Source organism: Halomonas sp. DP4Y7-1 (assembly GCF_019800705.1).
Lineage (GTDB): Bacteria > Pseudomonadota > Gammaproteobacteria > Pseudomonadales > Halomonadaceae > Halomonas > Halomonas litopenaei_A.
The window spans coordinates 117,871-143,961 of the sequence record NZ_JAHVKS010000001.1 but is presented as its reverse complement, the minus strand read 5'-3'; the positions used below and the strand labels follow the sequence as shown (position 1 = coordinate 143,961).

General features: G+C 63.5%; 22 protein-coding genes. 5 read left to right on the top strand and 17 right to left on the bottom strand.

Translation table 11 applies throughout. The features are described 5' to 3' along the window. Positions 1-205: 205 nt before the first annotated feature. Complete coding sequence (locus KUV72_RS00590) at positions 206-1,144, top strand: ion transporter (RefSeq protein WP_222237448.1); 939 nt, start codon at positions 206-208, stop codon at positions 1,142-1,144. 56 nt (positions 1,145-1,200) lie between these two features. Here KUV72_RS00590 and KUV72_RS00585 read toward each other — a convergent pair whose 3' ends face one another. Continuing rightward, on the bottom strand, positions 1,201-1,824 hold the full coding sequence (locus KUV72_RS00585) for an L-threonylcarbamoyladenylate synthase (protein ID WP_206940141.1): 624 nt from the start codon (positions 1,822-1,824) through the stop codon (positions 1,201-1,203). A gap of 134 nt (positions 1,825-1,958) precedes the next feature. Then, positions 1,959-2,897: a PHP domain-containing protein gene (locus KUV72_RS00580; RefSeq protein WP_222161609.1), complete on the bottom strand. Its 939-nt coding sequence runs from the start codon at positions 2,895-2,897 to the stop codon at positions 1,959-1,961. Between the two features lie 233 nt (positions 2,898-3,130). Between KUV72_RS00580 and KUV72_RS00575 the strand changes: the two genes are divergently transcribed. After that, a complete protein-coding gene (locus tag KUV72_RS00575) occupies positions 3,131-3,430 on the top strand; it encodes a YciI family protein (protein ID WP_206940143.1) in 300 nt (99 codons plus the stop codon). 285 nt (positions 3,431-3,715) lie between these two features. Further along, complete coding sequence (gene mnmC, locus KUV72_RS00570) at positions 3,716-5,749, top strand: bifunctional tRNA (5-methylaminomethyl-2-thiouridine)(34)-methyltransferase MnmD/FAD-dependent 5-carboxymethylaminomethyl-2-thiouridine(34) oxidoreductase MnmC (protein ID WP_222237085.1); 2,034 nt, start codon at positions 3,716-3,718, stop codon at positions 5,747-5,749. Positions 5,750-5,820: 71 nt separating this feature from the next. On the opposite strand, the gene KUV72_RS00565 is transcribed toward mnmC, so the two are convergent. The 13 genes from KUV72_RS00565 to ccmA form a co-directional block, all read right to left on the bottom strand. Continuing rightward, positions 5,821-6,093 (bottom strand): YheU family protein, encoded by a 273-nt coding sequence (locus KUV72_RS00565; RefSeq protein WP_222237084.1) that lies wholly within the window; start codon positions 6,091-6,093, stop codon positions 5,821-5,823. Further along, positions 6,090-8,135 (bottom strand): NAD-dependent DNA ligase LigA, encoded by a 2,046-nt coding sequence (gene ligA / locus KUV72_RS00560; RefSeq protein WP_222237083.1) that lies wholly within the window; start codon positions 8,133-8,135, stop codon positions 6,090-6,092. The genes KUV72_RS00565 and ligA overlap by 4 nt, the downstream gene beginning before the upstream one ends. Before the next feature lie 257 nt (positions 8,136-8,392). Then, on the bottom strand, positions 8,393-10,414 hold the full coding sequence (gene zipA / locus KUV72_RS00555) for a cell division protein ZipA (protein ID WP_222237082.1): 2,022 nt from the start codon (positions 10,412-10,414) through the stop codon (positions 8,393-8,395). Between the two features lie 224 nt (positions 10,415-10,638). Then, positions 10,639-14,136, bottom strand: a complete 3,498-nt coding sequence (gene smc, locus KUV72_RS00550; protein WP_222237081.1) for a chromosome segregation protein SMC — start codon at positions 14,134-14,136, stop codon at positions 10,639-10,641. A 3-nt stretch (positions 14,137-14,139) separates the two neighbouring features. Beyond that, positions 14,140-15,360 (bottom strand): c-type cytochrome biogenesis protein CcmI, encoded by a 1,221-nt coding sequence (gene ccmI, locus KUV72_RS00545; RefSeq protein ID WP_222237080.1) that lies wholly within the window; start codon positions 15,358-15,360, stop codon positions 14,140-14,142. Next, the gene (locus tag KUV72_RS00540) at positions 15,357-15,854 is read right to left on the bottom strand and encodes a cytochrome c-type biogenesis protein (RefSeq protein ID WP_222237079.1); all 498 of its coding nucleotides are present in this window, start codon (positions 15,852-15,854) and stop codon (positions 15,357-15,359) included. The genes ccmI and KUV72_RS00540 overlap by 4 nt, the downstream gene beginning before the upstream one ends. Next, complete coding sequence (locus tag KUV72_RS00535) at positions 15,845-16,393, bottom strand: DsbE family thiol:disulfide interchange protein (protein WP_206940160.1); 549 nt, start codon at positions 16,391-16,393, stop codon at positions 15,845-15,847. The genes KUV72_RS00540 and KUV72_RS00535 overlap by 10 nt, the downstream gene beginning before the upstream one ends. Further along, positions 16,390-18,429, bottom strand: coding sequence for a heme lyase CcmF/NrfE family subunit (locus KUV72_RS00530; protein WP_315857830.1), 2,040 nt, complete (start codon positions 18,427-18,429; stop codon positions 16,390-16,392). Before KUV72_RS00530 ends, KUV72_RS00535 begins: the two co-directional genes overlap by 4 nt. 30 nt (positions 18,430-18,459) lie before the next feature. Then, positions 18,460-18,930 carry a cytochrome c maturation protein CcmE gene (gene ccmE, locus KUV72_RS00525; protein ID WP_206940161.1) on the bottom strand — a complete coding sequence of 157 codons (471 nt, stop codon included), beginning with the start codon at positions 18,928-18,930 and terminating at the stop codon, positions 18,460-18,462. After that, on the bottom strand, positions 18,920-19,129 hold the full coding sequence (gene ccmD / locus KUV72_RS00520) for a heme exporter protein CcmD (protein ID WP_206940163.1): 210 nt from the start codon (positions 19,127-19,129) through the stop codon (positions 18,920-18,922). Before ccmD ends, ccmE begins: the two co-directional genes overlap by 11 nt. Further along, positions 19,129-19,869 (bottom strand): heme ABC transporter permease, encoded by a 741-nt coding sequence (locus tag KUV72_RS00515; RefSeq protein WP_222161601.1) that lies wholly within the window; start codon positions 19,867-19,869, stop codon positions 19,129-19,131. The genes ccmD and KUV72_RS00515 overlap by 1 nt, the downstream gene beginning before the upstream one ends. A gap of 50 nt (positions 19,870-19,919) precedes the next feature. After that, a complete protein-coding gene (gene ccmB, locus KUV72_RS00510) occupies positions 19,920-20,654 on the bottom strand; it encodes a heme exporter protein CcmB (protein WP_261317271.1) in 735 nt (244 codons plus the stop codon). Continuing rightward, the gene (gene ccmA, locus KUV72_RS00505; protein ID WP_206940167.1) at positions 20,651-21,292 is read right to left on the bottom strand and encodes a cytochrome c biogenesis heme-transporting ATPase CcmA; all 642 of its coding nucleotides are present in this window, start codon (positions 21,290-21,292) and stop codon (positions 20,651-20,653) included. Before ccmA ends, ccmB begins: the two co-directional genes overlap by 4 nt. 281 nt (positions 21,293-21,573) lie before the next feature. Between ccmA and lexA the strand changes: the two genes are divergently transcribed. Together lexA and KUV72_RS00495 are read left to right on the top strand one after the other, a co-directional pair. Further along, complete coding sequence (gene lexA / locus KUV72_RS00500; protein ID WP_206940169.1) at positions 21,574-22,047, top strand: transcriptional repressor LexA; 474 nt, start codon at positions 21,574-21,576, stop codon at positions 22,045-22,047. Beyond that, the gene (locus KUV72_RS00495; RefSeq protein WP_222237078.1) at positions 22,047-22,697 is read left to right on the top strand and encodes an IMPACT family protein; all 651 of its coding nucleotides are present in this window, start codon (positions 22,047-22,049) and stop codon (positions 22,695-22,697) included. Before lexA ends, KUV72_RS00495 begins: the two co-directional genes overlap by 1 nt. A 132-nt stretch (positions 22,698-22,829) precedes the next feature. On the opposite strand, the gene KUV72_RS00490 is transcribed toward KUV72_RS00495, so the two are convergent. Then, a complete protein-coding gene (locus KUV72_RS00490; RefSeq protein ID WP_206940173.1) occupies positions 22,830-24,563 on the bottom strand; it encodes a lysophospholipid acyltransferase family protein in 1,734 nt (577 codons plus the stop codon). Positions 24,564-24,766: 203 nt separating this feature from the next. Beyond that, complete coding sequence (locus tag KUV72_RS00485) at positions 24,767-26,089, bottom strand: sodium ion-translocating decarboxylase subunit beta (RefSeq protein WP_206940175.1); 1,323 nt, start codon at positions 26,087-26,089, stop codon at positions 24,767-24,769. Positions 26,090-26,091: the final 2 nt, after the last annotated feature.

Sequence of the window (26,091 nt, the reverse complement as noted above, 5' to 3'; positions counted from 1 at the left end):
GCGCGACCACCCCAGGCCTGTATCCCGATCGATCAGGCCCTGTGTCGATCCAACTCTGTGTCGATCAGACCCTGTATCGAGCAGCCCTTGTATCGAACAGACCCTGGCCGACACAGATCATGATCAGGCTTATGTCTCTTACCACTGTCTCTCAGCCCTATCTATCAGCCCTATCTCTCACTACAGCGAAAGGAAAGCGCCCGTGATCAATGGCCATAAGCCGGCTGCCGAAGGCCTCAAGACTCGCGTGTTTCAGATCATCTTCGAGTCCGACACGCGCCTTGCCAAAGGCTTCGATATTGCCCTGATCACGGCCATTCTCCTCAGCGTGCTGGTAGTGGTGCTTGAGAGTGTGGATGGACTGCGCGCCGAGCATGGAGAGCTGTTTCGCTCGCTGGAATGGACCTTCACGATTCTCTTCACTATCGAGCTTGGCCTGCGGCTCTACTGCCTGGAGCGCCCACTCAACTACTTGAAGAGCTTCTACGGCGCCGTTGACCTGATCGCGATCCTGCCAAGTTGGCTGGCGCTCCTGATTCCCGGCGCACAGTCGCTGATCGTGATTCGTCTGCTCAGAAGCCTGCGCATCTTCCGAGTACTGCGACTGATGGAGTTCGTCGGCGAAGGCAGGTTGCTGATCGATGCCCTGAAACGCAGCGGCCATCAGATCTTTCTGTTTCTGTTCACCGTGTTCATGCTGGTCACGATCTTCGCCTCCCTGATGTACTTGATAGAGCCCAGGGAAGCGGGCTTCACCAGTATCCCCGTCGCCATCTACTGGGCGGTGGTCACGCTGACCACCGTCGGCTATGGCGATATCTCACCGGTCACACCGCTGGGCCAGGCGATCAGTGTGGTGGTCATGCTGATCGGCTACTCGATCATCGCGGTGCCCACCGGCGTGTTCTCCGCCGAGGTCATCCGTTCGATCCGATCAGACCGCTACTCGGACGAGGCCTGCCCTGGCTGCGGCCATGACCGTCATGAGCAGCGGGCCAAGTACTGCCTGATCTGTGGCACCTGGCTGGACGAGGAAACGCCGGACCCCAACGCCCCAGAGCCAGAACCCGAACCTGAGTCTGAACCTGAATCAGAGGGCGACGCGGGCGATGAACAAACGCCCAGCCCTGCTGACGACAAATAGCCAGCTCGCACTCACCATGCCTCGGGGCAGGCTTCCCCGGGGCAACTCCGGCTCGCCTACTCGGTGAACGGCGCAACATCCCCACGGCCTTCACGCACGATGACGGGCGGCATCTCACGCAGGTCGATGACGCTGGTGGGCTCGAGCGTGCAGGCCCCGGCATCGATGATAAGGTCGAGATGCGCACCGAAGCGGTCACGAATCTCTTCCGGATCGGTCATAGGCAGCGTCTCGTCCACGGGAATCAGGGTCACGCTCATCAAGGGTTCGCCCAGCCGCTCCAACAGCGCTCTCGATATCTCGTGGTCCGGCACCCGCACGCCGATCGAGCGGCGCTTGGGATGCAGCAACAGCCGGGGCACTTCCGTGGTGGCGTTGAGGATGAAGGTGTAAGCACCAGGCGTATGAGCCTTGAGTAAGCGGAAGACGGCATTGTCCACCTTGGCATACGTACCGATCTCGGACAGGTCCGAACACACCAGGGTGAAATTGTGTTTGTCATCCAACGAGCGCAGCCACTTGATCTTCTCGATGGCCTTCTTGTCACCCAGATGACAGCCCAGGGCATAGCCCGAATCCGTCGGATAGGCCACCACGCCCCCCTTGTGGATGATCTCCACCGCGCGATCGATCAAGCGCTTCTGGGGGTTGTCCGGGTGTATCTGAAAATACTGAGTCATGTCGCCTCCCTGGCGATGCAATAGAGCGTATGTAATGACAGCAGCGCATCAGGCATCCCGGGCATCCGCTGTCTTTCAGGCCTTGCTGTGAGCCTAGACCGAATTGCTCCGGACGGCGTCCTCGCTCGCGCCGCTCAGGCGGTCCACCGAGACAGCTGCGGATGGGTCCATACCGGCCGCACGGCAGTGCGCGGGACCGCCGTCATGGTACCTGGCGCCAGATGCCCCCCAGGAAAATGAAAATCGCTGCCGAGGGATCCATACATGTCGCGTTCCATCAGCTGTCGCGCCAGATCCCGCGTGACGTCTGGATTCTGGGAACCGCTGACCAGTTCGGCTGCCTGTCCGCCAGCCGCACAGAACTCATCCAGCAGCAGACCACGCTTGCGCCGGGTCAGCTTGTAGCGCAAGGGATGAGCCAGCACCGCAACGCCGCCACTATCGAGGATCCATTCGACGATTTCCGACAGATACGGCCAATGCGATTTCACGTCACCTATCTTGCCGTTGCCCAGATACTTGCCAAACGCGGTCGGCAGATCGGCCACCAGTCCCTCGGCGACCATGACATGGGCAAAGTCCGGGCGATTGAGCGGACGATCACTGCCGGCCCAGGCACGCGCCTTGGCCAGCCCGTCGCTCAGCCCGATGCGCTCCAGCCGCTTGGCGATAGTGTCGGCGCGTTTCTCCCGCGCCAGCGCCTGCCCGGCCAGACCGCTTTCGAGCAGGGGACCGGCGCCACCAGGCAGCAAGCCCACCACATGGATATTGATCCCCCGCCACTGGCAGGAAAGCTCCGTGGCCGGCAGCAGTGACATGCCCAAGTCGCGGGCACGCTGGCCCGCCTCATCCACCCCAGCCAGGGTGTCATGATCGGTGAGAGCGACGTGGCTCAGCCCTTTCTGATGGCAAAGGTCCATCAGCGCAGTGGGTGCGAGAGCGCCATCCGAGGCCGTGGAATGCATGTGGAGGTCAACGGCGAGGGGCGCGCCTTCGAAGGTATCAACCAGCGCAGCGCGGCTGTCCAGCGCCGGCGTATCAGCAAGCGCAGGGGTATCAAAAAGGGAAGGCATGGGACAGGAAACTGGCTCCTCGACATGACGCCGGGCGGCGACTTTGACAGAATATGCCGTCCATGGTGCGCGTGGCGCCCGCCACGGTCAATGCTGACGCCCTGAACGCCAGCCTGTGCTGCCGCTCCCGTGACCGGTTCAACGGGCATTTACCTGTCCGCGCCGACGCCATCCGGTGATGCCAGTTAGCCTGCCCCAGCTGTCACGCTCGGGCCCTAATCGAGGAAGATGCGATGCTCTACGCTATCATCAGTGAAGATGTGGATAACAGCCTGGAACGGCGCCTGGCCGCGCGACCGGACCATCTGGCCCGCCTTGAAGCGCTGCGTGACGAAGGACGACTGGTGTTGGCTGGCCCGCACCCCGCCGTCGACAGCGACAACCCTGGAGATGCCGGATTCAGCGGCAGTCTGGTCGTGGCCGAATTTGCCGACCTGGCCACCGCCCAGGCCTGGGCGGACGCCGATCCCTACGTGATCGCGGGCGTCTACGCCAACGTCAGCGTCAAGCCTTTCAAGAAGGTCCTGCCCTGAACCAGGCACGCGCGACCCCGACACGTCGGTCGGGGCGCCATCACCCCTGAATCCAACGCAGCACCCTGTCAGCCAGCGAGCCAATGTGTCAGGCGTTCCGCTCCCCAGAACCTGGAGCCCCTCGCTGCGACGGCGCAGACGCCATTATCCACAGCAGCTTGTTCACAGAGACTGTGGAAAAGTCTGTTGAAACGCCGCGGACGCATTGCTGCAGCCCTGCTGTCACGCTTATGACAGCAAGATGATCATTTCTTGACCAGCTCTCATCCGCAGGAACCGATAGCCGTGACCCACGCTCCCGACGGCCTTCCCGCCCTGACCTCCGCAACGCCGGCCGAGCTTGAATGGCGCGAGGAAAGCAGCGGCCTGAGCCCGCACTCACGCGTCTTCGACGACGTCTACTTCTCCCGCCATGACGGTCGCGCTGAGACCGAGCACGTGTTCATTCACGCCAATCACCTGCCCCAGCGATTCCGGGAATGGACTCTGGAGCGGCCCTTCGTGATCGGCGAGACAGGCTTCGGTACGGGTTTGAATATGCTGTGTGCCTGGCAAGCCTTTGACCAGCATGCCCCCGCCGGTGCCCGCCTTCACCTGGTGTCCACTGAGCGCTACCCCATGTCCGCCGCTGACCTTGCCCAAGCGCTGGCGGGGTGGCCAGACCTGGCGGATCGCGCCGCCGCGCTCATCGAGGCCTGGCCTGAACCGGTCATCGGCGTTCACCGATTGACGCTGTCCCCGCGGGTGACTCTGGACCTGCACATCGGGGACAGTAGCGAGCGCCTGGCATTGCTGGATGGCCGAGTGGATGCCTGGTTCCTGGATGGCTTCGCCCCGGCCAAGAACCCTGACATGTGGCAACCCGCGCTGTTTGAGCAGATGGCGGCGCGCTCTCGCCCAGGCGCGACGTTTGCCACCTTCACCTGCGCGGGTATCGTCAAACGTGGCCTCAAGGCAGCGGGCTTTCAGTGGCGCAAGGTCCCAGGCCATGGACGTAAACGCGAGATGCTGGCCGGCGAGATCGACACGTCCCCAGCCGACAAGCGGCGTCAGGCAACCCCCTGGTATAGCCCACCGCCAGCTCTGCCCCATCGCCGGGTGGCCATCATCGGCGCCGGGATCGCCGGCTGTGCCACCGCCGAGGCGCTGGCTCGCCGTGGTATCGAGGTCACCTTGATCGACAGCACTGCGCCCGGGGCCGGGGCGTCGGGCAACGAACAGGGCGCCCTCTACGTCAAGCTGGCAGCCGATACCAACCACCAGAGCAGGGTCTACCTGGCTGGTCTGCTCTATAGCCAGCGTTGGCTGGCTCGGCTCGACGGCGAGGGTCAGCTGTGGTCACCCTGTGGCGTGCTGCAGCTGGCTCATGGGGACCGCGAGGCTCGCCGTCAGCGGCGCTTCCTCGAGCATCACCCGCTGCCGCACTCGGTGGTGCATTCGATCGATGCCGCGCAGGCATCACAACTGGCAGGAGTGCCTGTGACAGCGGGTGGGCTCTGTTATCCCGGAGCGGGCTGGGTCAAGCCACGCGCCCTGTGCGAGTTTCTGGTCGCACGTCCTGGCGTGAACTTCGTGAAGGCCCAGATCCATGACCTGAAGGCCTCAGACCAGGGCTGGCGTCTGCTGGGCACCGCAGCGGATGGCCGTCAGGTGGCGGTTGACGCAGACCAGGTCATCATCGCCACTGCCCACCAGGCGAACCAGTTCGCGTATACCCAGGGGCTGCCGCTGCAGCCGGTCAGAGGCCAGGTCAGTCGCTGGCGACTGCCCGCTGACGCGCCGGCGCCGCAACGGGTCGTCTGCGCAGGCGGCTATGTGGCTCCGCCCCTGGAGGGCGTACTGACTTTTGGCGCCACCTTCGTCCCCGGCCGCAGCGATGCCGACACGCTGCCAGAGGATCATGCGGCCAATCTAAGAGAACTCGACCAGACCTTGCCTGGCTACACCGACCGGCTGCGTGCACAGGGAATCACGCCAAGTGCCGAGTCTCTCGACGGCAGAGGTGGCGTACGTTGCGCCAGCCCTGACAAGAGCCCCTACGCAGGCCCGCTGCCCGACCAGCAGGCCTGGGTCGAGGACTATGCGGTACTGGCAAAGGACGCCACCCGAGTGCCTGATACACCAGGTCGTCACCATCGAGGGCTCTGGATCAGCGCCGCCCACGGGTCCCGTGGCCTGGCCAGCGCGCCACTGTGCGCTGAGGTGCTGGCATCACGGATCTGCGACGAACCGCTGCCACTAGAAGCGCCACTGGCCGACCATCTGCACCCCGGGCGCAGGGTGATCAGAGACATCATTCAAGGCAAGCGTCGCCACTGATACCCGCCCTTGCTTTACTGGGGAGCGGCAGCGAAGGGGCGCTAGACGTGAGTCGAGCGTCCCTTCGCTGTTTAGATATCGCCTTCTTCCTCGTCGTCAGCCAGATCCCTGCCAAAGGCACGCCACTGGGCCAGTGTCAGCACTTCGGTACTCTCGGTCTCCAGGTCGTGGGCGATGATCAACTCTGAGCGCTCCAGCTGGGCCTTGAGTTGCTTGACCCAGCCGTGCATGCCTTCCCCTGTGTCTGTGGTGTCGTAGCCCTGACGAGTCACAAAGCTCTCGAGCAGTGCATCGAGGGTCTCGCCAGGCAGCATCCGATACGGCACTTCCACGAAGCGACTCATGCGTCCTCCTTATCGCTCGCTTCCCATTGCGCTAGACGCTCGAGAAACGTGGCTTCATCGATGACCGGGACACCGGCTTGTTCGGCCTTGGCCAGCTTGCTTCCCGCACCGGGACCAGCCACCAGGCAATGGGTCTTCTTCGAGACGCTACCCGAGACCTTGGCACCGAGCGCCTGCAGGCGCGCCTTGCCCTCATCCCGCGTCATGGTTTCCAGGGTGCCGGTCAATACCCAGGTCTGGCCTTCCAGCGGTGTTGCCTGCTCGCTGACGCTGATCTCGTCCCAGCGGACTCCAGCCTCCAGCAACGCCTTGATGGTATCGACGTTGTGCTCCTGGTCGAAAAAGGTGGCCACATGCTTCGCCACCACCGGCCCTACGTCCTCGACGGCTTCCAGGGCCTCCCCATCGGCCTGCATCAGGGTCTCCAGGCTGCCAAAGTGGCTAGCCAGGTTGGCCGCGGTGGCTTCACCCACTTCGCGTATCCCTAGCGCATAGATGAACCGACCCAGCGTTGTGTCTTTCGAGCGCTCGAGCGCCTTGACCAGATTGGTCGCGGACTTCTCCGCCATGCGAGGCAGCCCGGCAAGCTCCGGTGTCGTCAGCGAGAACAGGTCCGCCGGCGTCTTGACCATGTCACGATCCACCAGCGCCTCGATCAGCTTCACCCCAAGCCCATCGATATCCAGCGCGCGACGTGAGGCGAAGTGCTTGAGCGCTTCCTTGCGCTGGGCAGCGCAGTAAAGCCCGCCGGAGCAGCGAGCCACCGCCTCGCCCTCGATACGCTCGATCTCGGACTCACAGACCGGGCAATGCTGGGGAAAGGCGATGTCTTGGCCGTCGCCGTCGGCGGCAGACTCGACCACCCGAACCACCTGAGGAATAACGTCCCCTGCGCGCCGAATAGCGACACGATCACCGATACGCACTCCTAGGCGCGCAATCTCGTCCGCGTTGTGCAGGGTCGCATTGGACACCGTGACGCCTGCCACGCTGACAGGCTCCAGTCGCGCCACCGGAGTGATGGCGCCGGTTCGGCCGACCTGGAACTCGACATCCTTCAAGGTGGTGGTCTGCTCCTGGGCGGGAAACTTGAAGGCAATCGCCCAGCGTGGCGCCCGCGAGACGAACCCCAGCTCCCGCTGCAGGCGCAACTCATCCACCTTGATCACCACGCCATCGATGTCCACATCCAGGGAATCGCGGCGCTCGCCAAGGCGCCGGCAGTAGTCGATCACCCCCTCGGCGCCGGTGACCACCTCGAGGTCACGGCTGACCGGAAGCCCCACCGCTGCCAGTGAGTGCATCAGCTCACTGTGGGTCCTGGCGCCCTGATCAGGCTCCAGCCTGGCGACCTGATAAGCGCTGAATTCCAGGGGACGCTTGGCCGTCACTCTGGGATCGAGCTGACGCAGACTGCCGGCGGCGGCGTTGCGGGGATTGGCGAAGACCTTGCCATCCTGCTCCCGCGCCCTTTCGTTCATGGCTTCGAACTCCCGGTGGCGCATGACCACCTCGCCGCGCACCTCCATCAGGCTAGGCGCCTGGTCACCGCGCAAGCGCAGCGGAATCGACTTGAGGGTCTTGAGGTTGGACAGAATTCCCTCGCCGGTACGGCCATCGCCGCGGGTGGCCCCGCTGACCAGCACACCCTGCTCGTACACCAGCGACACGGCAGCACCATCCAGCTTCGGCTCGCAGACAAACGACAGCGCCTCAGGCGAGAGCTCCAGCCGTTCGGCCACGCGGTTCACGAAGGCGCGAAGCTCCTCATCGTCAAAGGCGTTGTCGAGGGACAGCATCGGCAGCGCATGGGTGACTTCAGGAAAACCATCGGCAGGCTTGGCCCCCACCCGCTGGGTCGGGGACTGCGGGCTGGCGAGGTCGGGGTGCGCCTGCTCGAGCTCACTCAATCGACGCAATTTGCGGTCATACTCGTTGTCCGGCAGACGCGGATCATCCAGCACGTAGTAGCGATAGTTGGCGTCATCGAGTTCGGTGCGCAGTTGCGCCACCTCGTCGCGAATCGAAGCGTCGGTGGTCATGTCAGCCCTTTGGCGAATAGCAAACGTCTTGGTCTGGCACCATTTTACCCCATGCCCCTCGGGAAAAAACCGCTGCGGGACCGCTCTCGCCAGACGACGCAAATGCAAGCGGCCCCGTGTTTTCACGGGGCCGCTTTCTCTTTACTGCTGACTTGACCGGCTGTCTGGTATCGCTGTCACGGATGGCGGTCTTCGCCATGCATCAGACCGTCATGCCGTAGCCGTCGGTCGATGGAGAACGAGCGTCGCCGTTCCCCTCAGTTGACCTGGTAGCGATGCAGACGATGCCTGCGCTCGAACTCCTGCACGCGCTGACGAGCGAACTCCACGGTTTGAGCGGTCATGACGCTGCGGTTTTCATCCTTCAGCTCGCCCCCCATGTGGCGCACGATCACCATGGCGGTCTCGACCATGGCCTCAAAGGCAGCCGAGCTGTCCTTGGCGCTGGGTAGCGGCATCAACAGGGTGATACCCGGGGTCGTGAAGTCGTCCATCGCCTCGATCGGGAAGGTGCCCGGCTTGAGCACGTTCACCATGGAGAACTGCAGGGCGCTGCCCTCGTCCTCGGTCTCGAACCGGTGGAAGATCCCCATCTCACGACTGTAGCGCAGGCCGCAGGCCATCATCAGCTCTAGCAGCGTCGTGCCGGGGAAGCCGTTCTCGTCACGGGACATGACGCTGATGACGATGATTTCCTCGGCGTTGCTGAGACTGTCGCGGGCGTGCTCGGCATTGACATCATGACGAAGCGCCTTTTCCAGCACAGGATGCGGGCGTACCTTGCCGCCGTGCCCGCTATCGAAACCTTCGTCGTAAGCGGCATACCCACTACCATCCTCGACGTCAAACTCGGGCTCGGGAACCTCTGCTTCCCAGCGCGGCTCGGCCGCTGGTGCCTGGTGGGCGGCCTGGAGCGTCTGCTCGTGCTCGGCTGTTGACCGCTGGCGCTCGGCTATTATCCGCTCGCGCTCGGCTGTTTCCCGCTGACGCTCGGCTTGCTTCAGCGCAGCTTCCCGCTCTGCGGCCAGGTGCTGTCGCTCTGCCTGCTCGCGTTCCCGCTTGGCGGCGTTTTCGGCATCCTGCTCGGCCTTGCGCTTGGCAGCTTCTGCTTTCTGCTCAGCCTTGAGGCGGGCCTTTTCCGCTTTCTGCTGTTCACGCCGTTCGCGGCGCTCGCTGACGCTCTTCTGCAACGAGGCGCCAAAGCGCTGCATGGAGCTTCCCATGCGGCGTGAGCGATCCTTGAGCGAGTCACCCATGCCCTCGAAGTCGACCAGGCGATACTGATCTTCGTCGAAGTCTTCATGATCTTCAGGATCGGCAGCCAGGTGCATGGCGTTCGGGTCACGTCTTGCGGTGCGCTCTTCTGCACCCTTGACGCCAGCTTCACCAGTGGTGTCGGTAGCGTCAGCGGTGGCAGACAGCACCGGCTCGCGACGATCCCCAGCATCGGCCGGACCAGCCGCTTCTGCGTCCACGTGCGCCGCCGGTGTCTCGGCAACGCTCGGGGTGTTGGCGGGTGGAGCCTCTGACGCTTCTGGGGCCTCGCTCGGAATAGCGGGCGCCGGGGCTTTTTCTTCAACACCAGCCGCAGGCGCTTTTTCTTCAACCCCGGCCGCAGGCGCTTTCTCTTCAACACCCGCCGCGGGCGCTTTCTTCTCAACCTCAGCCGCAGGCGCTGTCGTTTCAACCTCGGCGTCAACCCCGGCCGCGGGCGCTTTCCTCTCAACCCCAGCCGCAGGCGCTGTCGTTTCAACACCAGCCGCGGGCGCTGACCTTTTAACCTCAGCGTCAACCCCGGCCGCAGGCGCTTTTTCTTCAACCCCAGCCGCAGGCGCTTCAGCAGTCGTCACCCCAGCCCTACCACGGTGGGCCTGACTGGAGCGGAATTCGGACAATACCCGAGAAGGTCCAGGATGCTCCTGGCGCTCAAGCTTGGGTTTGGGCTGCACACTGGAGAAATCGGCGGGCTTGATCACCCGAGCCCCTCCGTTGGGCAGCTCCCAATTGATTTCTTCCTCGCGCGCTCTCTCGTCGGGGTCATCCAGATCAGAGCCCCCGTCTACTGTGTCACGTCTGGCGGACACATTGACGCCAGGATGGCCCGCAACGGCGGCCTCCTGTGCCTGGCTTCGATCCAAGCCAGCGTCATCGAGAACGTCTCCCTGCACCTCATCCAGGCGGGGAGTGCGACGTTGGCGCTGCAGGCGACGCGCCCCATCGATAACGATGAGGGTCACCAGTGCCAGCCCCAGAATGATCAGCCACTCTCTTAGTTCCATGGGTCGTCATGCCTTTGCTAAGGCGCCATGCCTGATGGTTGTCCGTCAACAGCATAGCGTGATTGCGAAAAAAAGGGCCACTTTTTTGTTTGTCAAGCGTCGGATTTTTTCCGCTCTTCTCGACAATGCCCTTCGCATTCGCCCTTCCAACTCCCTTTGCTTACCTTGCCATGCAGCATCATGGTCTTATTGGGACACCCTATTATAACCGCCTTAAAAGTGCATCATGCTTCTGCCAAAGCCGCAGCTTCGTCAACGCCAACAGACACCAGACGAGAGACACCGGGCTCCTGCATGGTGACACCCATCAATCGTTCCCCGGCTTCCATGGCGATCTTGTTATGGGTGATATAGATAAACTGCACGCTGTCGGACATCTCCTTCACCAACTTGGCATAGCGGCCAACATTGGCATCGTCCAGAGGTGCATCCACTTCATCCAGCATGCAGAACGGTGCCGGATTCAATTGGAAGATCGCAAATACCATCGACAGCGCGGTGAGGGCTTTTTCTCCCCCTGACAGCAAATGAATGGTGCTGTTCTTCTTGCCCGGTGGTCGTGCCATGATCGCCACCCCGGTCTCCAGCAAATCCTCGCCTGTCAGGGTCAACCATGCGGCTCCGCCCCCAAAGACTCGCGGAAAAAGAGACTGCAGCCCGGCGTTGACCCGCTCGAAGGTATCGCGGAAACGGGCACGGGTCTCCTGGTCAATGCGCCGAATCGCCTTGTCCAGTGTCTCCAACGCTTCATTCAGCTCGGCCTGCTGCGCCTCCAGATAGTCGCGCCGCTCGGCCTGCTGCTCGTACTCCTCGATGGCCGCCAGGTTGATGGCACCCAGCCGCCGGATCTTCTCACCCAGCTCTTCCAACCGGGTCTGCCAGGCCGATTCGGTGGCATTCGGGTCGAGCTGCTCGGTCAATGCCGCCGCATCGTGCCCCAGCTCCTTGAGCTGTTCGTCCTGGGTCTCGGCCTTCAGCGCCAGCGCCTGCACTTGCATGCGCGCTTCCTGCAACCGCTCACGAACCCCGTCCAGGTTACGTTCATGGGTCTGTCGCGCCTGCTCGTCATCCCTCAGGCGCTCGACCAGCGCGGCCGCTCTGGCCCGGGACTCGTTGAGCTGACGCTCCTCCTGCTCACGCCGATGCAGCAACTCATCCAGTTGCTCACGACGCTCTTCATCAGGCTCATGCAGGCCTTCGCGGGCCTCTTCAAGCTCTGCCACACGCTCTTCCAGGCGTGCACGGGTATCCCCCGCACGGCCCTGCTGCTCGGCCAGGCCGGCTCTTTCGGTGGTCAGCCGCTGGTGCTCCAGCGTCAGTTGCTGAGCTCGTTCGGCCAGCGGGCGTTGGCGAGCACGCAACGTGGCGAGACGCTCGCGGGCCTCGCTGCGGGAGCGCTCGAGGCGCTCGCGTACGCTGGCGCCGTCTTCGAGGCGGGCCATCGCCGTTTGCCACTGCTCGCGCATTTCCTCGATGGCGAGCCGCGCCTCTTCATCTGCCTCACTGAGTCCTTCCAGCTCTTCGTGGATCTCCGCACCCCGACGTGAAAGGTGCTCCAGCCGGCTGGCCAGGCCACTGTCCTGAACCGCCAGCTGCTGCCGCTGCTGGTCGAGCTCGCGCTCGGCAAGACGCAGCTGCTCAAGCTCGTGCTCGGCCTGGTCCATGGCCTGCTGGGCGCCTTCCCGTGCCTCGTCCAGCGCCTCCAACCGCTGCGCTTCCTGCGCCAACGACTCGCTGGCCTCACTCAGCCGTGCGCGACTGACCAGCAACGCGTCAGGGCCTTCCCCGTGACCGCGCTGGCGCGCCCAGTCAGGTCCTAGCCACAGACCGTCAGCCGACATCAGGCTGTCGCCGGGATCAAGCTGGGACCGAGCCTGCCAAGCGGCGTCGCGGGACTCGACGCAGCGAATTCGCGACAGCCAGCTGGCCGCGGCACCGGCGCCGGACACCTTGGCTGCCAGGCTATCGCCCGGGGGCGACCCTGGGGAGGCAGGCGACAGCAAGGCGAGTTCCGCGTCCAGGGGCTCGCCCAGGGCATTGCGCAGGCTGCTGTCGGGCGCTAGCCGAGCCTTGAGCCAGGGCGCCAGCACCCATGACACCACCTCTTCCCAGCCGGGCTCGACCACCAACTGCTCGCCCAGGCGCGGGGCCTGGTCAAGCTGATGGGCGGCGAGATGGCGATCGAGCCCTTCGTCGTGGTCGGCCAGGGCGGCCTCGATCAATGCCTCCAGCGAGGCGATTTCACCGGTCAGGGCGCTGTGGCGTGAGCGAGCCTGCTCCCGGGAGGCATCATGCTCGGCGATCTGGCGGCGACTGACGTCACGCTGCTCACTGACACTCTCTCGACGTTGCTCGAGCTCCTGGGCGCGGGCGTCGTGCTCGGACAGCTGCGCACGCACTTCGTCGCGCTGAGCACTCAGTTCGGACAGGTCGGGCAACTCACCCAGCTGCTGACGCCGCTTGGTCTGATCGCCAGCGATTCGCTCCAGCCGCGCCTCCAGTTCGCGCAGCCGATCCTGGGTACGCTCGGCCTCATGACTGTCCCCACGCCAGCGTTCGTTGAACGCTTCCCACTCGGCATCGGCGTCTTCTACCGCGGGCTCGGCTTCCTCCAGCGCTGCCTCGAGCTCGGCCAGTTGTTCGGCCAACTCTTCCTGCTCGGGTCCCAGTGTCTCTAGCCGGTCATCCAGGGCCGCCAGACGTTCGCTGTCGGTCTCCCCCAGGCGATCCAGCTCACCTAGCTCGCGCCTGGCACTCTCAAGATCTCGGGCGAGCTGTTGATCCCGGGTGCGGGTATGCTCGAGCTCCTGTTCCAATCTAGCGATGGCGGTGGTGGTCTCGTAGAACCTCGCCTGACGCTGGTCCAGCTCAGAGGCCAGGCCGTCGTGCTCGGCACGCGCCTCTTCCAGGCGCGTCTCGCACTGGCGCATGCCCAGCACCTCGCGCTCGACGGCGGTTTCCAGCTCGCGTACTCGACTGTCCTGCTCGGTCTGGGCGGCTCGCAGGGCACGCCCCCGCAACAGCGCCAGCTCCCCCTTGACCCGATGCTCTTCCTGCTTGAGCGACTGATACCGTTTGGCGGCTTCTGCCTGTCGCTTGAGTCGCTCGAGCTGCTTGTCGAGCTCTTCCCGAATATCGTCCAGACGATCCAGGTTTTCCTGGGTCCGACGCATGCGATTTTCCGTCTCGCGTCGTCGTTCCTTGTACTTGGAGATGCCGGCCGCCTCTTCGAGGGTAGAACGCAGCTCCTCGGGGCGAGCTTCGATCAGCCGCGAGATCATTCCCTGGCCGATGATGGCGTAGGATCTGGGACCAAGGCCGGTCCCCAGGAACAGATCGGCGATATCGCGGCGACGGCACTTCTGGCCGTTGAAGAAGTAACTGGACTGGGCGTCACGCGTGACCTGACGCTTGACCGATATTTCGGCGTACTGGGCGTAGACGCCCCCCATGGTCCCGTCACAGTTATCGAACGTCAGTTCGATGGATGCCATGCCCACGGGTTTGCGCCCAGTGGAGCCATTGAAGATGACGTCGGTCATCGACTCGCCGCGCAGGGTCTTGGCCGAGGATTCCCCCATGACCCAGCGCACGGCATCGATGATGTTCGACTTGCCGCAGCCATTGGGACCGACGATCGCGGTCATGTTGCTGTCGAAGGGCACCGTGACCGGGTCGACAAAAGACTTGAAGCCGGCCAGCCGGATCGACGTCAGACGCATGGGTTATTCAATCACTTGATCGATGACAAGCGTGACAGGATCCTGATCCGAGGCCCCCACTGCAACCCCTTCGCGCTGTCCCATCAGATCACCGGGCTGCGGCTGCGCCTGACCGCTGGGTGAGACCCGTGCCAACAGGCGTACCTGGTCGACATCCTCCAGGCTGGCCATCGGCGACATGGCATCACCGGCATCCAGGGTAATGCTCGCTGGCAGCTCGGCCAGGGTCAGGCGCTGGATCGCCAGAGGAGGAAGCTTGCCGTCGCTGTCACGGGCCACCACGAACACGGTGGTGGATGGGGGCAGCCGGTCGCTCTTCAGCGCCTGTGCCAGCGACAGGCGAATGCGAATGGCGTGCTGACCCGCCGGAGCGAGACGTTGCTCCGCCTGGGCCAAGCCCTGCCGCATGGCTTCCTGCAGGGGGGAGCCGTCTGCGGCGGAAAGTCCTCTGCGCCAGTACCCCAGGGCCGCCTGATAATCATCCTGCTGAAAGGCCTCGACTCCCAAGAACCACATGGCGGAGGGCAGGTTCGGCGCCTCACGACTGGCCTCCCGTGAAAGCGCCAGGATACGCTCGTTCAACCGCCCTTCGTTGGTGAAGTACTCCATCTTGGCCAGCTCACCAAGCCACCAGGGGGAGCGCCCTTCCAGCGCCAGCACCCGCTCGATGGCCTGACCGGCCTCGCGGTAGGCGCCGCTATCTCGGTAGAGGGGATAGAGGGTTTGCCACACGCGGGGATTGTCGGGCTGGCGCTCGGCCTGGGCCTCGAGGCGCTCCAGCATCAGCGCCAGGCTGGCCGCGGGGTCGTTACGCACCTCTTCGATGGTGTGATAAAGCACCAGATCGCCTTCGGCACCTTCGCGCTGGTACCACACCACACTGGTCACGATGACCAGTAGCAGCACCACGGGAATCGCCAGCTTGCCCGATCCCGCTGACTTGAGCGGAGCCCGCTTTAGCCGTTCGGTATCGTCGAGCAGCGCTCGCTTCAGTTCGCTGACATCCTCATCGAAACGGGTAGCGTCAATGTCGCCGCGAGACCTGGCGGCTTCAAGCGAGGCCAGGCGGCGGCGATACACCGCGACATTCTGGGCAGCCGCATCGTCGTTGGCTTCCAGCTCGCGCTGACGTTGCTCCAGAGACGCCGCTCGCCGCAGAGGCAGGATCAGCAGCCAGGCAGCCGGTAACAGTAACAGGGCAAAGGCGAGCCACAGCAGCGTCATGAGCGTCTCTCTCGATCAATCAGTTCGTCCAGACGGGCCTGCTCTTCGGCAGACAGCTGCCGGACACTCACCCGACGGCGAGAGCGAATGATGGCCCACAGCGCCAGCCCGCCGACCACCACCAACGCCCCAGGCAGCCCCCACAGCAGCAGGGTGCGACCTTCCAGCCGGGGGTTGTAGAGCACGTAGTCGCCAAACCGCTGGACCATGAAGTCGATAATTTCCTTGTCAGACCTGCCGTCATTCAGCTGTTCATAGACCTTGTCACGCATGTCCGCGGCAATCGGCGAGTTGGAGTCTCCAATGGCCTGGTTCTCGCACTTGGGGCAGCGCAAGGTCGCCGTCAGCGACTGATAGCGCTGCTCCGTCACCGGACTTTCAAAGCGACGCACTTCAATCGCTTCTGCCATTACCGGCAGGGCCAGCAGCCAGCCCGTCAACAGCAGCACGCTGGCCAGCCAAGGGTGCCCTTGCGAAGGTGCCTTCAGCGCCATTTCTCCACCTCCGGCATAATGATGCTCTCCACGTCATCAGCAGTGATGTAACCGGTGTGGTGGTAGCGAATGATACCGTCTGCGTCTACCAGAAACGTCTCGGGAGCCCCGTAAACGCCGAGATCAAAGCCCAGGCTGCCCAGTGGATCAAACACGTTGAAGGCAAAAGGGTTACCGAACTGGGTCAGGAACGCCTGGCCCTGCGCGCGCTTTTCCGCATCGCTGGCAGCGGTCTCCTTGTAGTCGACACCGATCAAGCGCACGCCTCGGTCCGCCAGGTCCAGAAGCTGCGGCATTTCCTGACGACAGGTGGGACACCAGCTGCCCCACACGTTGACCAAGGTCACCTCTCCCTTGATATCCCCTTCATCCACGCGCTGCTGGGGATTATCCAGCGTGGTCAGCTCGAAGGCGGGAAACTCGCGCGCCATCAGCGCCGACTCTCTGTCGAAGGGGTTGATCGACAGCCCCTGATACAGGAAGGCTCCCAACACCAGAAACAGCACCAGTGGCACCAATAGTAGTAGCCGTCGTTTCATGCCCGCACTTCCTTGGAGGTGACCTGACTGGCGCTGACCACGCCGGAGCTGGCCGCACTGCTCGACTCGCGCTCAGGTGCACGGGTGCTGAGCTGGCGTCGATAGCGACGGTCCGCCACGGCCATCATGCCGCCTGCCGCCATCAGCAACGCCCCCAGCCACAGCCAGCGAACAAAGGGTTTGATCTGCACCCGCAGCGCCCAGCTGCCATCGTCGAGCTCTTCGCCCATGGCCACATACAGGTCATGGAACAGTCCCGGACGCAGCGCGACCTGGGTCATCGGCATCCCCCTGGCAATATAGAGGCGCTTTTCTGGATGCATCTCGAAGCTCCGCGTGGCGCCTTGGCGGGTCACTTCGATGGTCGCAGCATCGGAGACAAAGTTGGGCCCCCTGCGCTCATCCAGAGCGGTCATGTGGAAACGGATGCCAGCGACATCGACGCTATCGCCGACATTCATCCGCACATTGCGCTCCACCGAATAGTTGGAGACCAGAGCGACACCGACAATCGTGACCGCGAGGCCTAGGTGGCCCAGCACCATACCCCAGTAAGCTGGCGTCAGGCGCATCACTGCCTGGCGTCGGGAAGCGCCGCGGGAGGTCTTGTCCCACAGGTCCCGTGCCAGCGACAGCACCAGCCACAGGGCTGCCACCAGGCCAATGGACGCCTTGAGATTCCATGCCCCGGTATAGGCGAGCGGTGCCAGCACGCCAATGACCAGCGCAGCGGCTCCCGCCAGCCACAGCCGCGACAGCAGCTCGCGACCACTCATGCGCTTCCAGCGGGCGCTGGGCCCCAGTCCCATGAACACGCATAGCAATACCGTCAACGGCACGAACAAGGCATTGAAGTAAGGCGGCCCCACGCTGATCTTGCCGAGGTTCAGCGCATCCAGCAGCAGCGGATAGACCGTGCCGAGCAGCACCGTCACCGTCATCACCACCAGCAGGATATTGTTGACCAGCAACAGCGCATCCCGAGACAGCCAATTGAATCCGCCTGGCTGGCTGACCCGCGGCGCACGCAGAGCAAAGATCAGCAACGACAGGCCGACGGTGATACCCAGCAGGACCAGGATGAACAGTCCCCGCGACGGATCATTGGCAAAGGCATGGACCGAGGTCAGAACGCCGGAGCGGACCAGAAAGGTCCCCATCAACGATAGCGAGAAGGTGGTGATCGCCAGCAGCACCGTCCAGCTCTTGAAGGTCCCGCGCTTTTCGGTCACCGCCAGCGAATGGATCAACGCAGTGCCGGCCAGCCACGGCAGCAGGGAGGCATTTTCCACCGGGTCCCAGAACCACCAGCCGCCCCAGCCCAATTCGTAGTACGCCCACCAGCTGCCGAGGGCGATGCCGACCGTGAGGAAAGCCCAGGCGATGTTGGTCCAGGGTCTCACCCAACGGGTCCAGGCGCTGTCGAGACGCCCCCCCAGCAGGGCCGCAATGGCAAAGGCAAAGACCACGCTGAAACCGACATAGCCCATGTACAGCATCGGCGGATGGATGATCAGGCCGACGTCCTGCAGCAACGGATTGAGGTCTGCACCGTCCGCCGGAATATTGGGCAGCGAGCGCTCGAATGGGTTGGACGTGATCAGCACGAAGGCCAGAAAGCCGACGCTGACCAGTCCCATCACTCCCAGCACCCGCGCCACCATGTCAGGCGGCAGGCGACCCGAGAAGCAACCGACCGCGAAGGTCCAGATTCCCAGGATAAGGCTCCACAGCAGGACCGAGCCCTCGTGGTTGCCCCACACCGCGCTGAACTTGTAATACCAGGGCAGCAACGAATTGGCGTTGTTGGCCACGTTGACCACGCTGAAGTCATCCAGCAGGTAGCTGGCTGTCAGGCAGCCGTAGGCGATCAGCAGAAAGGCCAGCTGGCCGGCCGCCATGGGCCTGGCATACGCCATCCACAAGGGACGTCGCGTGGCAGCCCCCGCCAGAGGCAGCACCGCTTGCACCACTGCCATCAACAGCGCGATAACCAGCGCATAGTGTCCGATCTCGGGGATCATCTTGATCAGCATGACATCACCTTGGTCTGCCCGGTCTGTGCGTCACTGGGGGGACCCCGGCGCGGCTTGCTTGTAGTCGGCGGGCGAATAGCCGGCCTTTTCAAGCGCCTCGGCAACCTCGGGCGGCATGTAGTTCTCGTCGTGCTTCGCCAGTACCTTGTCGGCAGCGATGATGCCATCACCGGTCAATTTACCGACCACCACGACCCCCTGCCCTTCGCGAAACAGGTCCGGCAGGATGCCGCTGTAGCGCACTTCAACGTCGTCGACATAGTCAGTGACCACGAAGCTGACGTCCAGGCTGTCGCTATCACGCCGCACGCTGCCCTCCTTGACCATGCCTCCGGCCCGCAGCTGGCGGTCGACGGGAGCTTCTCCCGCGGCAATCTGCACTGGACTGAAGAAGAGATTGATATTGGAGCGCAACGCATACAGCGTCAGCCCCACCGCCACCGCACACAGCGCCACCAGCCCGAGCACCAGCAACATCCGATTTCGACGCTTAGCCCTCATGGCGACCCTCCGTGGACTTCAGCGCCGCGGCGCCTTCTCGCCTGAGTCGACGACGCAGGGTGCGCCGAACGTCACGACTTTCACCACATACCAGCAACACGCTAAGCAGCAGCACCCCCAGGGTGGCACCCCAGGCCGTCCAGACGTAGGGGCCATGGGAGCCCATCTGCCACAACTCAGCCAATGATTCGAATGCCATCACGCATCCTCCTTGAACAGCTCCTTGACCCAGCGCTTGCTGCCTTCGCGGCGTAGAATTTCAGAGCGCGTGCGGGTCAGGGTGAAAGCGGCAAAAAAAGCATAGAAACCGAGCACCATGATCAACAGCGGTAGCCACATCTCGGTAGGCATGGCCGGCCGTTCGGTGAGGGTGAAGCTGGCCGGCTGATGCAGCGTGTTCCACCACTCCACCGAGTACTTGATAATCGGAATGTTGATTACCCCGACCATGGCCAGCACCGAGGCCGCCTTCGAGCCGCTAAGTGGACGCGGGAAGGCGCGCCGGATCAACATCACGCCCACGTACAGGAACAGCAGAATCAGCATCGAGGTCAGGCGCGCGTCCCACTGCCACCAGGTGCCCCAGGTCGGCTTGCCCCAGACGGAGCCTGACAGCAGCGCAATCGCGGTCATGGCGGCGCCCAGGGGCGCCATCATCGCCGCGGCCATGTCGGCGATCTTGACCTTCCAGACCATGAACACGAAGCCTGACGCGGCCAAGGCGATAAAGATCGACTGGGCCAGAAACGCCGCCGGCACGTGGACGTAGATGATGCGAAAGCTGTTGCCCTGCTGGTAGTCGGATGGCGCAAACGCCAGCCCCCAGACGCTACCCACCACAATCAACGCCAGCGCCAGGCCCCAGCACCATGGTGCCAGCCTGGCCGCGATGCCGTAGAACCAGCGCGGCGACCCCAGTTTGTGAAAGAAGGCCCACATGAGCGTTGTACCTCGATCAAGCGTGAAATCGTGACGCCGACATCAGCGCATCAGCCATACACGCTGATGCGCAGTGACGCGGCAATCGCCAACGGTGCACTGGCCAGTGCCAGCGCCAGCATGGCGCCGATCACCGCCAGGTGAGGCAGCCACTCGCCCCCCGACAGCGCCGCCCCCATGGCTCCTGTACCGAAGATCAGGACCGGCATGAACAATGGCAGCACCAACAGCGACAACAGCATGCCTCCGCGGGCCAACCCTACCGTCAATCCGGCGCCAATGGCCCCGATCAGGCTGATGCAGCCGCTGCCCACGGCCAGGGTGACACTCAAGGCCAGGTAGCTGCCCTGGGGCAAGGCCAGCAGTACTCCCAGCAACGGGGCCATCAGTGCCAGCGGCAGACCTGTGGTCAGCCAGTGCACCAGCACCTTCGCCACCACCAACAGTGACAGCGGGTGGGGAGCCAGCAACAGCTGCTCCAGCGTGCCGTCTTCATAATCCGCGCGGAACAATCCATCCAGCGACAGCAGCGCGGACAGCAAAGCCGCCACCCACAGCACGCCGGGGGCTATCCAGGCCAGACGCTCCGGTTCCGGTGAAATTCCCAGGGGAAACAAGGTGATGACCATGGCGAAGAACACCAGCGGGGTTAGCGCGTCAGCGGGACGCCTGGCCACGCCGACGAGATCTCGCTGAAAGGTCGCCCATAGCGCCATTCCCAGCCCCGCGCCGGCCTCCTTGACCGCCACCACCGCGGGCTCGACGTCAGTGGAACAAGCGCTCATGCCACCTCCCGGGCTGGGCCTGACAGGGACAGCCTGCGCAGACCAGGCACATTGGCCAGGGCATGATGGGTGGTGACCAGTACGGCACCGCCCCGGCCGGCGTGCTCGACCAGACGCTGCTCCAGCGCCGACACGCCATCGACGTCAATGGCCGTGAAAGGCTCATCCAGAATCCACAGTGGATGACGACTGAGCACAAGGCGGGCCAAGGTCACTCGGCGTTGCTGTCCAGCTGACAGCTGGGAGGCCACCACATCCTCGAAGCCCGCCAGGCCGACCTCGGCCAGTGCCGCGCCAAGCTCGCGATCGCTACATCGGTGACCTGCCAAGGCCTGATACCAGCGCAGGTTTTCCATCGCCGTCAGGTGGGCCTTGATACCCGGCGCGTGGCCAAGGTAGAGCAGATTGGCCAGCAAGTCGGCGCGTGCCTTGGGCAGCGCTCTGCCGTCCCATAACACCTGCCCTTCCACGTCACTGATCTGGCCGCACAGCACCTTCAGCAGCGTCGTCTTGCCGCTGCCGTTGGGGCCCTCGATCCGCAGAACGTCGCCTGCCCCGAGAATGAGGTCGAGCCCATGAAACAGCCAGCGACCGTCGCGCTCACAGGCCAGTTGTCGGGCTTCAAGACACAGACGCAAAGGGCACTCCACTGCCAGGACCGAGAGGGGGAAAACACGCACAGACTTTACACCGATTGCCACATCCGAACCAGACAGCCGGCCCCCCGTACCAGCGCAATCGCACAGCCAATGCACCTTTCGTTGATCCATGGCACTTGCGCGAACGCTAGGCCCTGCTATCTTTCTCGTGTACTGTATGAATCGACAGTATCCAGTATGACCCGCCGCCGGAGCCCAGCCCGCGCCGCACTTCCGTACCCGTGACAGCCCGACCCTTACCACCAGGGAGACACCGTGCCATGGATATCGCGACCTGCCAGTTCCTTCAACGCCTGCCCAACCTGCCCATCGCCGACAGCTGGGAGCCCATTGACACCCCCGATGCGCTGGTGGACATCCCCCTGCTGGGACATGTCTCCGCCGGGATGCCCATCGAAGCCTGCCTCGACAACGCGACTCTGCAGGTGCCTTCGCGCATGGTGCGTCGCAACACCTACGCGCTGAAGGTGTGCGGCAACTCGATGATCGATTGCAATATCTTCGACGGCGATGTGATCATTATCGAACGCCAGGAAAGCGCCGAGAACGGCGAAACCGCGGTGGTGATGATCAATGACCAGGAGGTCACCCTGAAAAAGCTGTACATCGAGAAGAATGGCGTGCGGCTTCAGCCCGCCAACGAGACTATGCCGCCCATCTACCTGAAAAACAGTGACATTCGGGTGCTTGGACTGGTGATGGGCGTGGCTCGCCAGGCAGAACTGGTTGCCTGATGCGCTACCCGATACCGGATCTCGCGGCAGGCGAATGGCACGTGGCGGAAATTGAGGTGGAAAAAAGCCGCTTCATCACCTGGGTGGCTCACGCCCCTGATGTGGACGCTTTCAATGTGCTGCTGGCCGAGGCCCGGCGACAGCACCCCAATGCCAGCCACCACTGCAGCGCCTATCTGGCTGGCCCTCCCGGCGAGCAGGTCCACATCGGCTTTTCCGACGACGGCGAGCCAGGCGGCACCGCGGGACGTCCCATGTTCCAGGCGCTGGAGGGTGACGGAATCGGCCAGACCGCGGCGGTGGTGATTCGCTACTTTGGCGGCACCAAGTTGGGCACTGGCGGACTGGCGCGGGCGTACACCCAGGCCCTGGTCAAGGCCCTGGAGACACTGCCCAGGCGCGAATGCGTTGAGCGCCGCCAGGTGCGTATCCAGGTCGACTTTGCGGGCGAAGCCGACGCGCGCCAGTGGTGTGAGTCCCGGCACATTCCTGTCGACGCGGTCGACTACGCGGCCGAAGGCGTCAGTCTGACCCTGGGCTGGCCCACTGAAGCGCCCGTGGACCTGAGTGAGTTGAGCACCCGCCTCAAGGGACGCATCGCCATTGCCCGGGACGACGACCTGAACAACGAGCAAAACGACACGGCCTAGGCCCCTCGCCGTCCGACGGTTTGGCTCATGCCCTGTCAACGCGCCCTATCCATTTGCCCACGCATGCGCCCCTCATACGTGCACACCCAACCTATGCACACCTCGTGTTGGCACACCAAGGTGGTGACACGCCTATGCATGGGCAGGGGCTGATGCAGCCCCGATGTAGCGCTTGCGCTTGTCCGCCTTGAGCCGCGCCACATCCACCACCACCAGGCCGTCGATGCAGTAGCCAAACGCCGTGTCGACGCCAAAGGCCTTGAACGACACCCCGCCAGGCTCAGCGACATCAACATACTGCTTGTAGAGTGCGGGCACACCCGCCCCCATGGTCTGAAGCGCGGCCTTGAGGCGCAAGAAATCCTCTGCCACATCATTGCCATCAAACAGGCGATCCGCCTCTTCGCGTCCGGCGCGGGACAGTGGGCAGACCGCCTTGGCCCGAATCAGGCTGTCGCCATCGGCATGGTAGTGCCGGTAGTAGCTGACCAGCAGGTCCTTGGCCAGGGGTGGCAAATGGTTGGGTATGGTGACGGGGCCAAACATCCAGCGCACCTCTGGATGGTGGCGAAGATAGGCGCCTAACCCGTGCCACAGGTAATCCAGACTGCGCCGTCCCCAGTAGCGTGGCTGGACGAAACTGCGGCCCAGTTCCAGCCCATGGCGCCACTGCTCCCAGGGCGCCTGGTCGAGGTGAAAGATGGTCGCACTGTAAAGCCCCTCGATGCCGATGCTGTCGAGGATGTGGCCCACATCCCCCAAGCGGTAGGCCCCGGCGATTTCCAGATCGCGGTCATCCCACAGCACCAGATGACGATAGTGCTCGTCGTATTCGTCCAGGTCGCGCTTCTTGCCCGTCCCTTCACCGACACGGCGAAAGGCAATCTCCCGCAGCCGTCCGATTTCCCGCATGACGGCGGAATCTGGCTGGTGCTCAAACAACAGAATCTGCTTGCCATCCGGGGTCTTACCCAGCACCTCGGCCTGCGCCAGCTCTTCGCGCAGGTGCTGGCGGTTCTCGGGATGCGCGATCCCCGCCTCGCTGACAAACACCCCCTTCTTGCCGCGCCCCAACCGATAGATATGCTTGCGCAGCAGCTTCAGCTTCGCCTGAGTCGCCAGGTCGTCTCGATCAAACCGAGCCAGCGGAATTTCGCCGCCGATCTTGATCGTGATATGGCGCCCCTGCTGGCGAAACATCTCGTTGGGTAGCAGCAAGGTCCCCAGCGGGGAGTACAGCGACGTCAGGGAGTAGAACAGCGGAGAGTTTCTGCCGCCCACATGCACCGGCAGGATTGGCGCGTTGGTGCGCCGCGCCGCATGCAGGAAACCGGACAGCCAGTTGCCATCCCGGATGCCTCCAGGACCTGCCCGAGAGACCTCCCCCGCGGGAAACACGATCACTGCCTGCTCATCGTCCAGGGCGTCGACGATACCCTGCAGGCTCTTGCGGAAACCGCGGCGAGACAGGTTGTCCACCGGCAACAGCAGCGGCGCCAGGGGAGACAGCTGCATCAGCAGGTCGTTGGCGATGATTTTTACATCCGGCCTCACGTCCGCCACCATGCGCACCAGGGCAAGGCCATCAAGGGCGCCCAGTGGATGATTGGCCACGATGACGACCCGACCGGCCACCGGTATGTTGTCTCGATCTCGCGACGACAGCGAATAGCCGAAATTCAGGTGATCAAGCACCGCATCGATAAACTCGAGCCCACCGGCACGCCGATGCTGCTTGAGGAAGGCATTGATCTCACGCTCGTGTACCAGACGCTTGAGGCCGGACATCAACAGCTGTCGTCCCCAACGAGGCCAGCCCCCGACCTTCGGCGCCTTGGCCAGCAGAGCCTTCTCTACATCGATCATGCGCATTCCCCCTGACGTGTCGAACGTCAGACTAGGAAGCGAGCATGACAGAAGCGTGGCGATTCGATGTTGAGCGGATGACGTGCCCGATGCAGCTGAATGGCAAAAGCATGCGGCGCCCCCACCTTTCAGTAGGGGCGCCGCATGTGGCTGCCAGGATCAGACGTCACGCCGACCCTGGGCATATGGCGTAGTGCTGGAACCTATCCGAGGTACTTGATCATCACCCCAGCCGCCACCGCGGAACCAATGACGCCTGCCACGTTTGGTCCCATGGCATGCATCAGCAGGAAGTTGTGAGGATTGGACTCGAGCCCGACCTTGTTGGACACCCGCGCCGCCATGGGTACCGCCGACACGCCGGCAGAGCCGATCAACGGATTGATCGGGTGCTTGCTCACCAGGTTCATGAACTTCGCCATCAGCACACCGCACGCCGTGCCAATGGCAAAGGCCACCATACCAAGACCGAGGATGCCCAAGGTTTCCACCGCCAGGAAACGGTCGGCCATCAGCTTGGAGCCCACCGACAGCCCCAGAAAGATGGTCACCGTGTTGATCAGCGCATTCTGTGCTGTATCCGACAGACGCTCGACGACGCCACATTCGCGCATCAGGTTGCCGAAGCAGAACATGCCCAACAGGGGTGCAGCGTCGGGCAAGAACAGCACCACCAGAATCAACAGCGCCAGAGGAAACACGATCTTCTCGAGCTTCGACACCGGGCGCAGCTGGGTCATGGCGATGCTACGCTCCTTTTGCGTCGTCAACGCCTTCATGATCGGAGGCTGAATCAACGGCACCAGCGCCATGTAGGAATAGGACGCCACGGCGATGGCACCCAGCAGTTCCGGTGCCAGAATGCTCGACACGTAGATCGACGTCGGCCCATCGGCGCCGCCGATGATGCCGATCGCAGCGGCCTGATTGAGGCTGAAATCCATCCACCCCATCGCCGTCATCGCTACCGCCCCCAACAGGGTGGCAAAGATTCCGAACTGGGCCGCAGCACCGAGAAACAGGGTGCGAGGGTTGGCCAGGAGCGGGCCGAAATCGGTCATCGCCCCCACCCCCATGAAGATCACCAGAGGCGCAATACCTGAGGCAATCGCCACGTTGTAGAACTGGAACAACATGCCGTGGGCATAGCCACCGTCCATGGCCACATCGTTGGCCGCGCGAATCAGCGCCGGGGACATGTCCCCGTGCAGCGCGTCAGACAGGGTGTGGCGCCAGATATCCAGCTCAGCACCGGTGGGCAAGCTGATCCCCAAGGCTTGAGCCATCTGCGCCAGCAGTTCAGGGCGACCCAGATGAGCGGCCTGCTCTGCCGCGGACAGCGCCAGACCCGCCTCGGGAATATTGGCGAGAATCCCACCAAAACCAATCGGCACCAGCAGCAGCGGCTCAAACTTCTTGGCGACGGCCAACCACAGCAGCAGTAGACCCACCACCAGCATCACCGCCTGGCCGAGCGTCAGGTTATACAGGCCGGAGCCGTACCAGAGCGTCAGTATCTTCTCCATGA

Excerpts from the sequence above, each read along its gene's own strand:
- ccmD (WP_206940163.1), bottom strand. The coding sequence starts at position 19,129 with ATGGCATTCGAATCATTGGCTGAGTTGTGGCAGATGGGCTCCCATGGC.
- ccmE (WP_206940161.1), bottom strand. The coding sequence starts at position 18,930 with ATGAGGGCTAAGCGTCGAAATCGGATGTTGCTGGTGCTCGGGCTGGTG.
- KUV72_RS00540 (WP_222237079.1), bottom strand. The coding sequence starts at position 15,854 with ATGGCGCTGAAGGCACCTTCGCAAGGGCACCCTTGGCTGGCCAGCGTG.
- KUV72_RS00485 (WP_206940175.1), bottom strand. The coding sequence starts at position 26,089 with ATGGAGAAGATACTGACGCTCTGGTACGGCTCCGGCCTGTATAACCTG.
- KUV72_RS00495 (WP_222237078.1), top strand. The coding sequence starts at position 22,047 with ATGCGCTACCCGATACCGGATCTCGCGGCAGGCGAATGGCACGTGGCG.
- KUV72_RS00515 (WP_222161601.1), bottom strand. The coding sequence starts at position 19,869 with ATGTGGGCCTTCTTTCACAAACTGGGGTCGCCGCGCTGGTTCTACGGC.
- zipA (WP_222237082.1), bottom strand. The coding sequence starts at position 10,414 with ATGGAACTAAGAGAGTGGCTGATCATTCTGGGGCTGGCACTGGTGACC.
- KUV72_RS00575 (WP_206940143.1), top strand. The coding sequence starts at position 3,131 with ATGCTCTACGCTATCATCAGTGAAGATGTGGATAACAGCCTGGAACGG.
- smc (WP_222237081.1), bottom strand. The coding sequence starts at position 14,136 with ATGCGTCTGACGTCGATCCGGCTGGCCGGCTTCAAGTCTTTTGTCGAC.
- KUV72_RS00585 (WP_206940141.1), bottom strand. The coding sequence starts at position 1,824 with ATGACTCAGTATTTTCAGATACACCCGGACAACCCCCAGAAGCGCTTG.
- KUV72_RS00565 (WP_222237084.1), bottom strand. The coding sequence starts at position 6,093 with ATGAGTCGCTTCGTGGAAGTGCCGTATCGGATGCTGCCTGGCGAGACC.
- ccmI (WP_222237080.1), bottom strand. The coding sequence starts at position 15,360 with ATGACGCTGCTGTGGCTCGCCTTTGCCCTGTTACTGTTACCGGCTGCC.
- ligA (WP_222237083.1), bottom strand. The coding sequence starts at position 8,135 with ATGACCACCGACGCTTCGATTCGCGACGAGGTGGCGCAACTGCGCACC.
- KUV72_RS00580 (WP_222161609.1), bottom strand. The coding sequence starts at position 2,897 with ATGCCTTCCCTTTTTGATACCCCTGCGCTTGCTGATACGCCGGCGCTG.
- KUV72_RS00530 (WP_315857830.1), bottom strand. The coding sequence starts at position 18,429 with ATGCTGATCAAGATGATCCCCGAGATCGGACACTATGCGCTGGTTATC.
- lexA (WP_206940169.1), top strand. The coding sequence starts at position 21,574 with ATGGATATCGCGACCTGCCAGTTCCTTCAACGCCTGCCCAACCTGCCC.
- ccmB (WP_261317271.1), bottom strand. The coding sequence starts at position 20,654 with ATGAGCGCTTGTTCCACTGACGTCGAGCCCGCGGTGGTGGCGGTCAAG.
- KUV72_RS00490 (WP_206940173.1), bottom strand. The coding sequence starts at position 24,563 with ATGATCGATGTAGAGAAGGCTCTGCTGGCCAAGGCGCCGAAGGTCGGG.
- KUV72_RS00535 (WP_206940160.1), bottom strand. The coding sequence starts at position 16,393 with ATGAAACGACGGCTACTACTATTGGTGCCACTGGTGCTGTTTCTGGTG.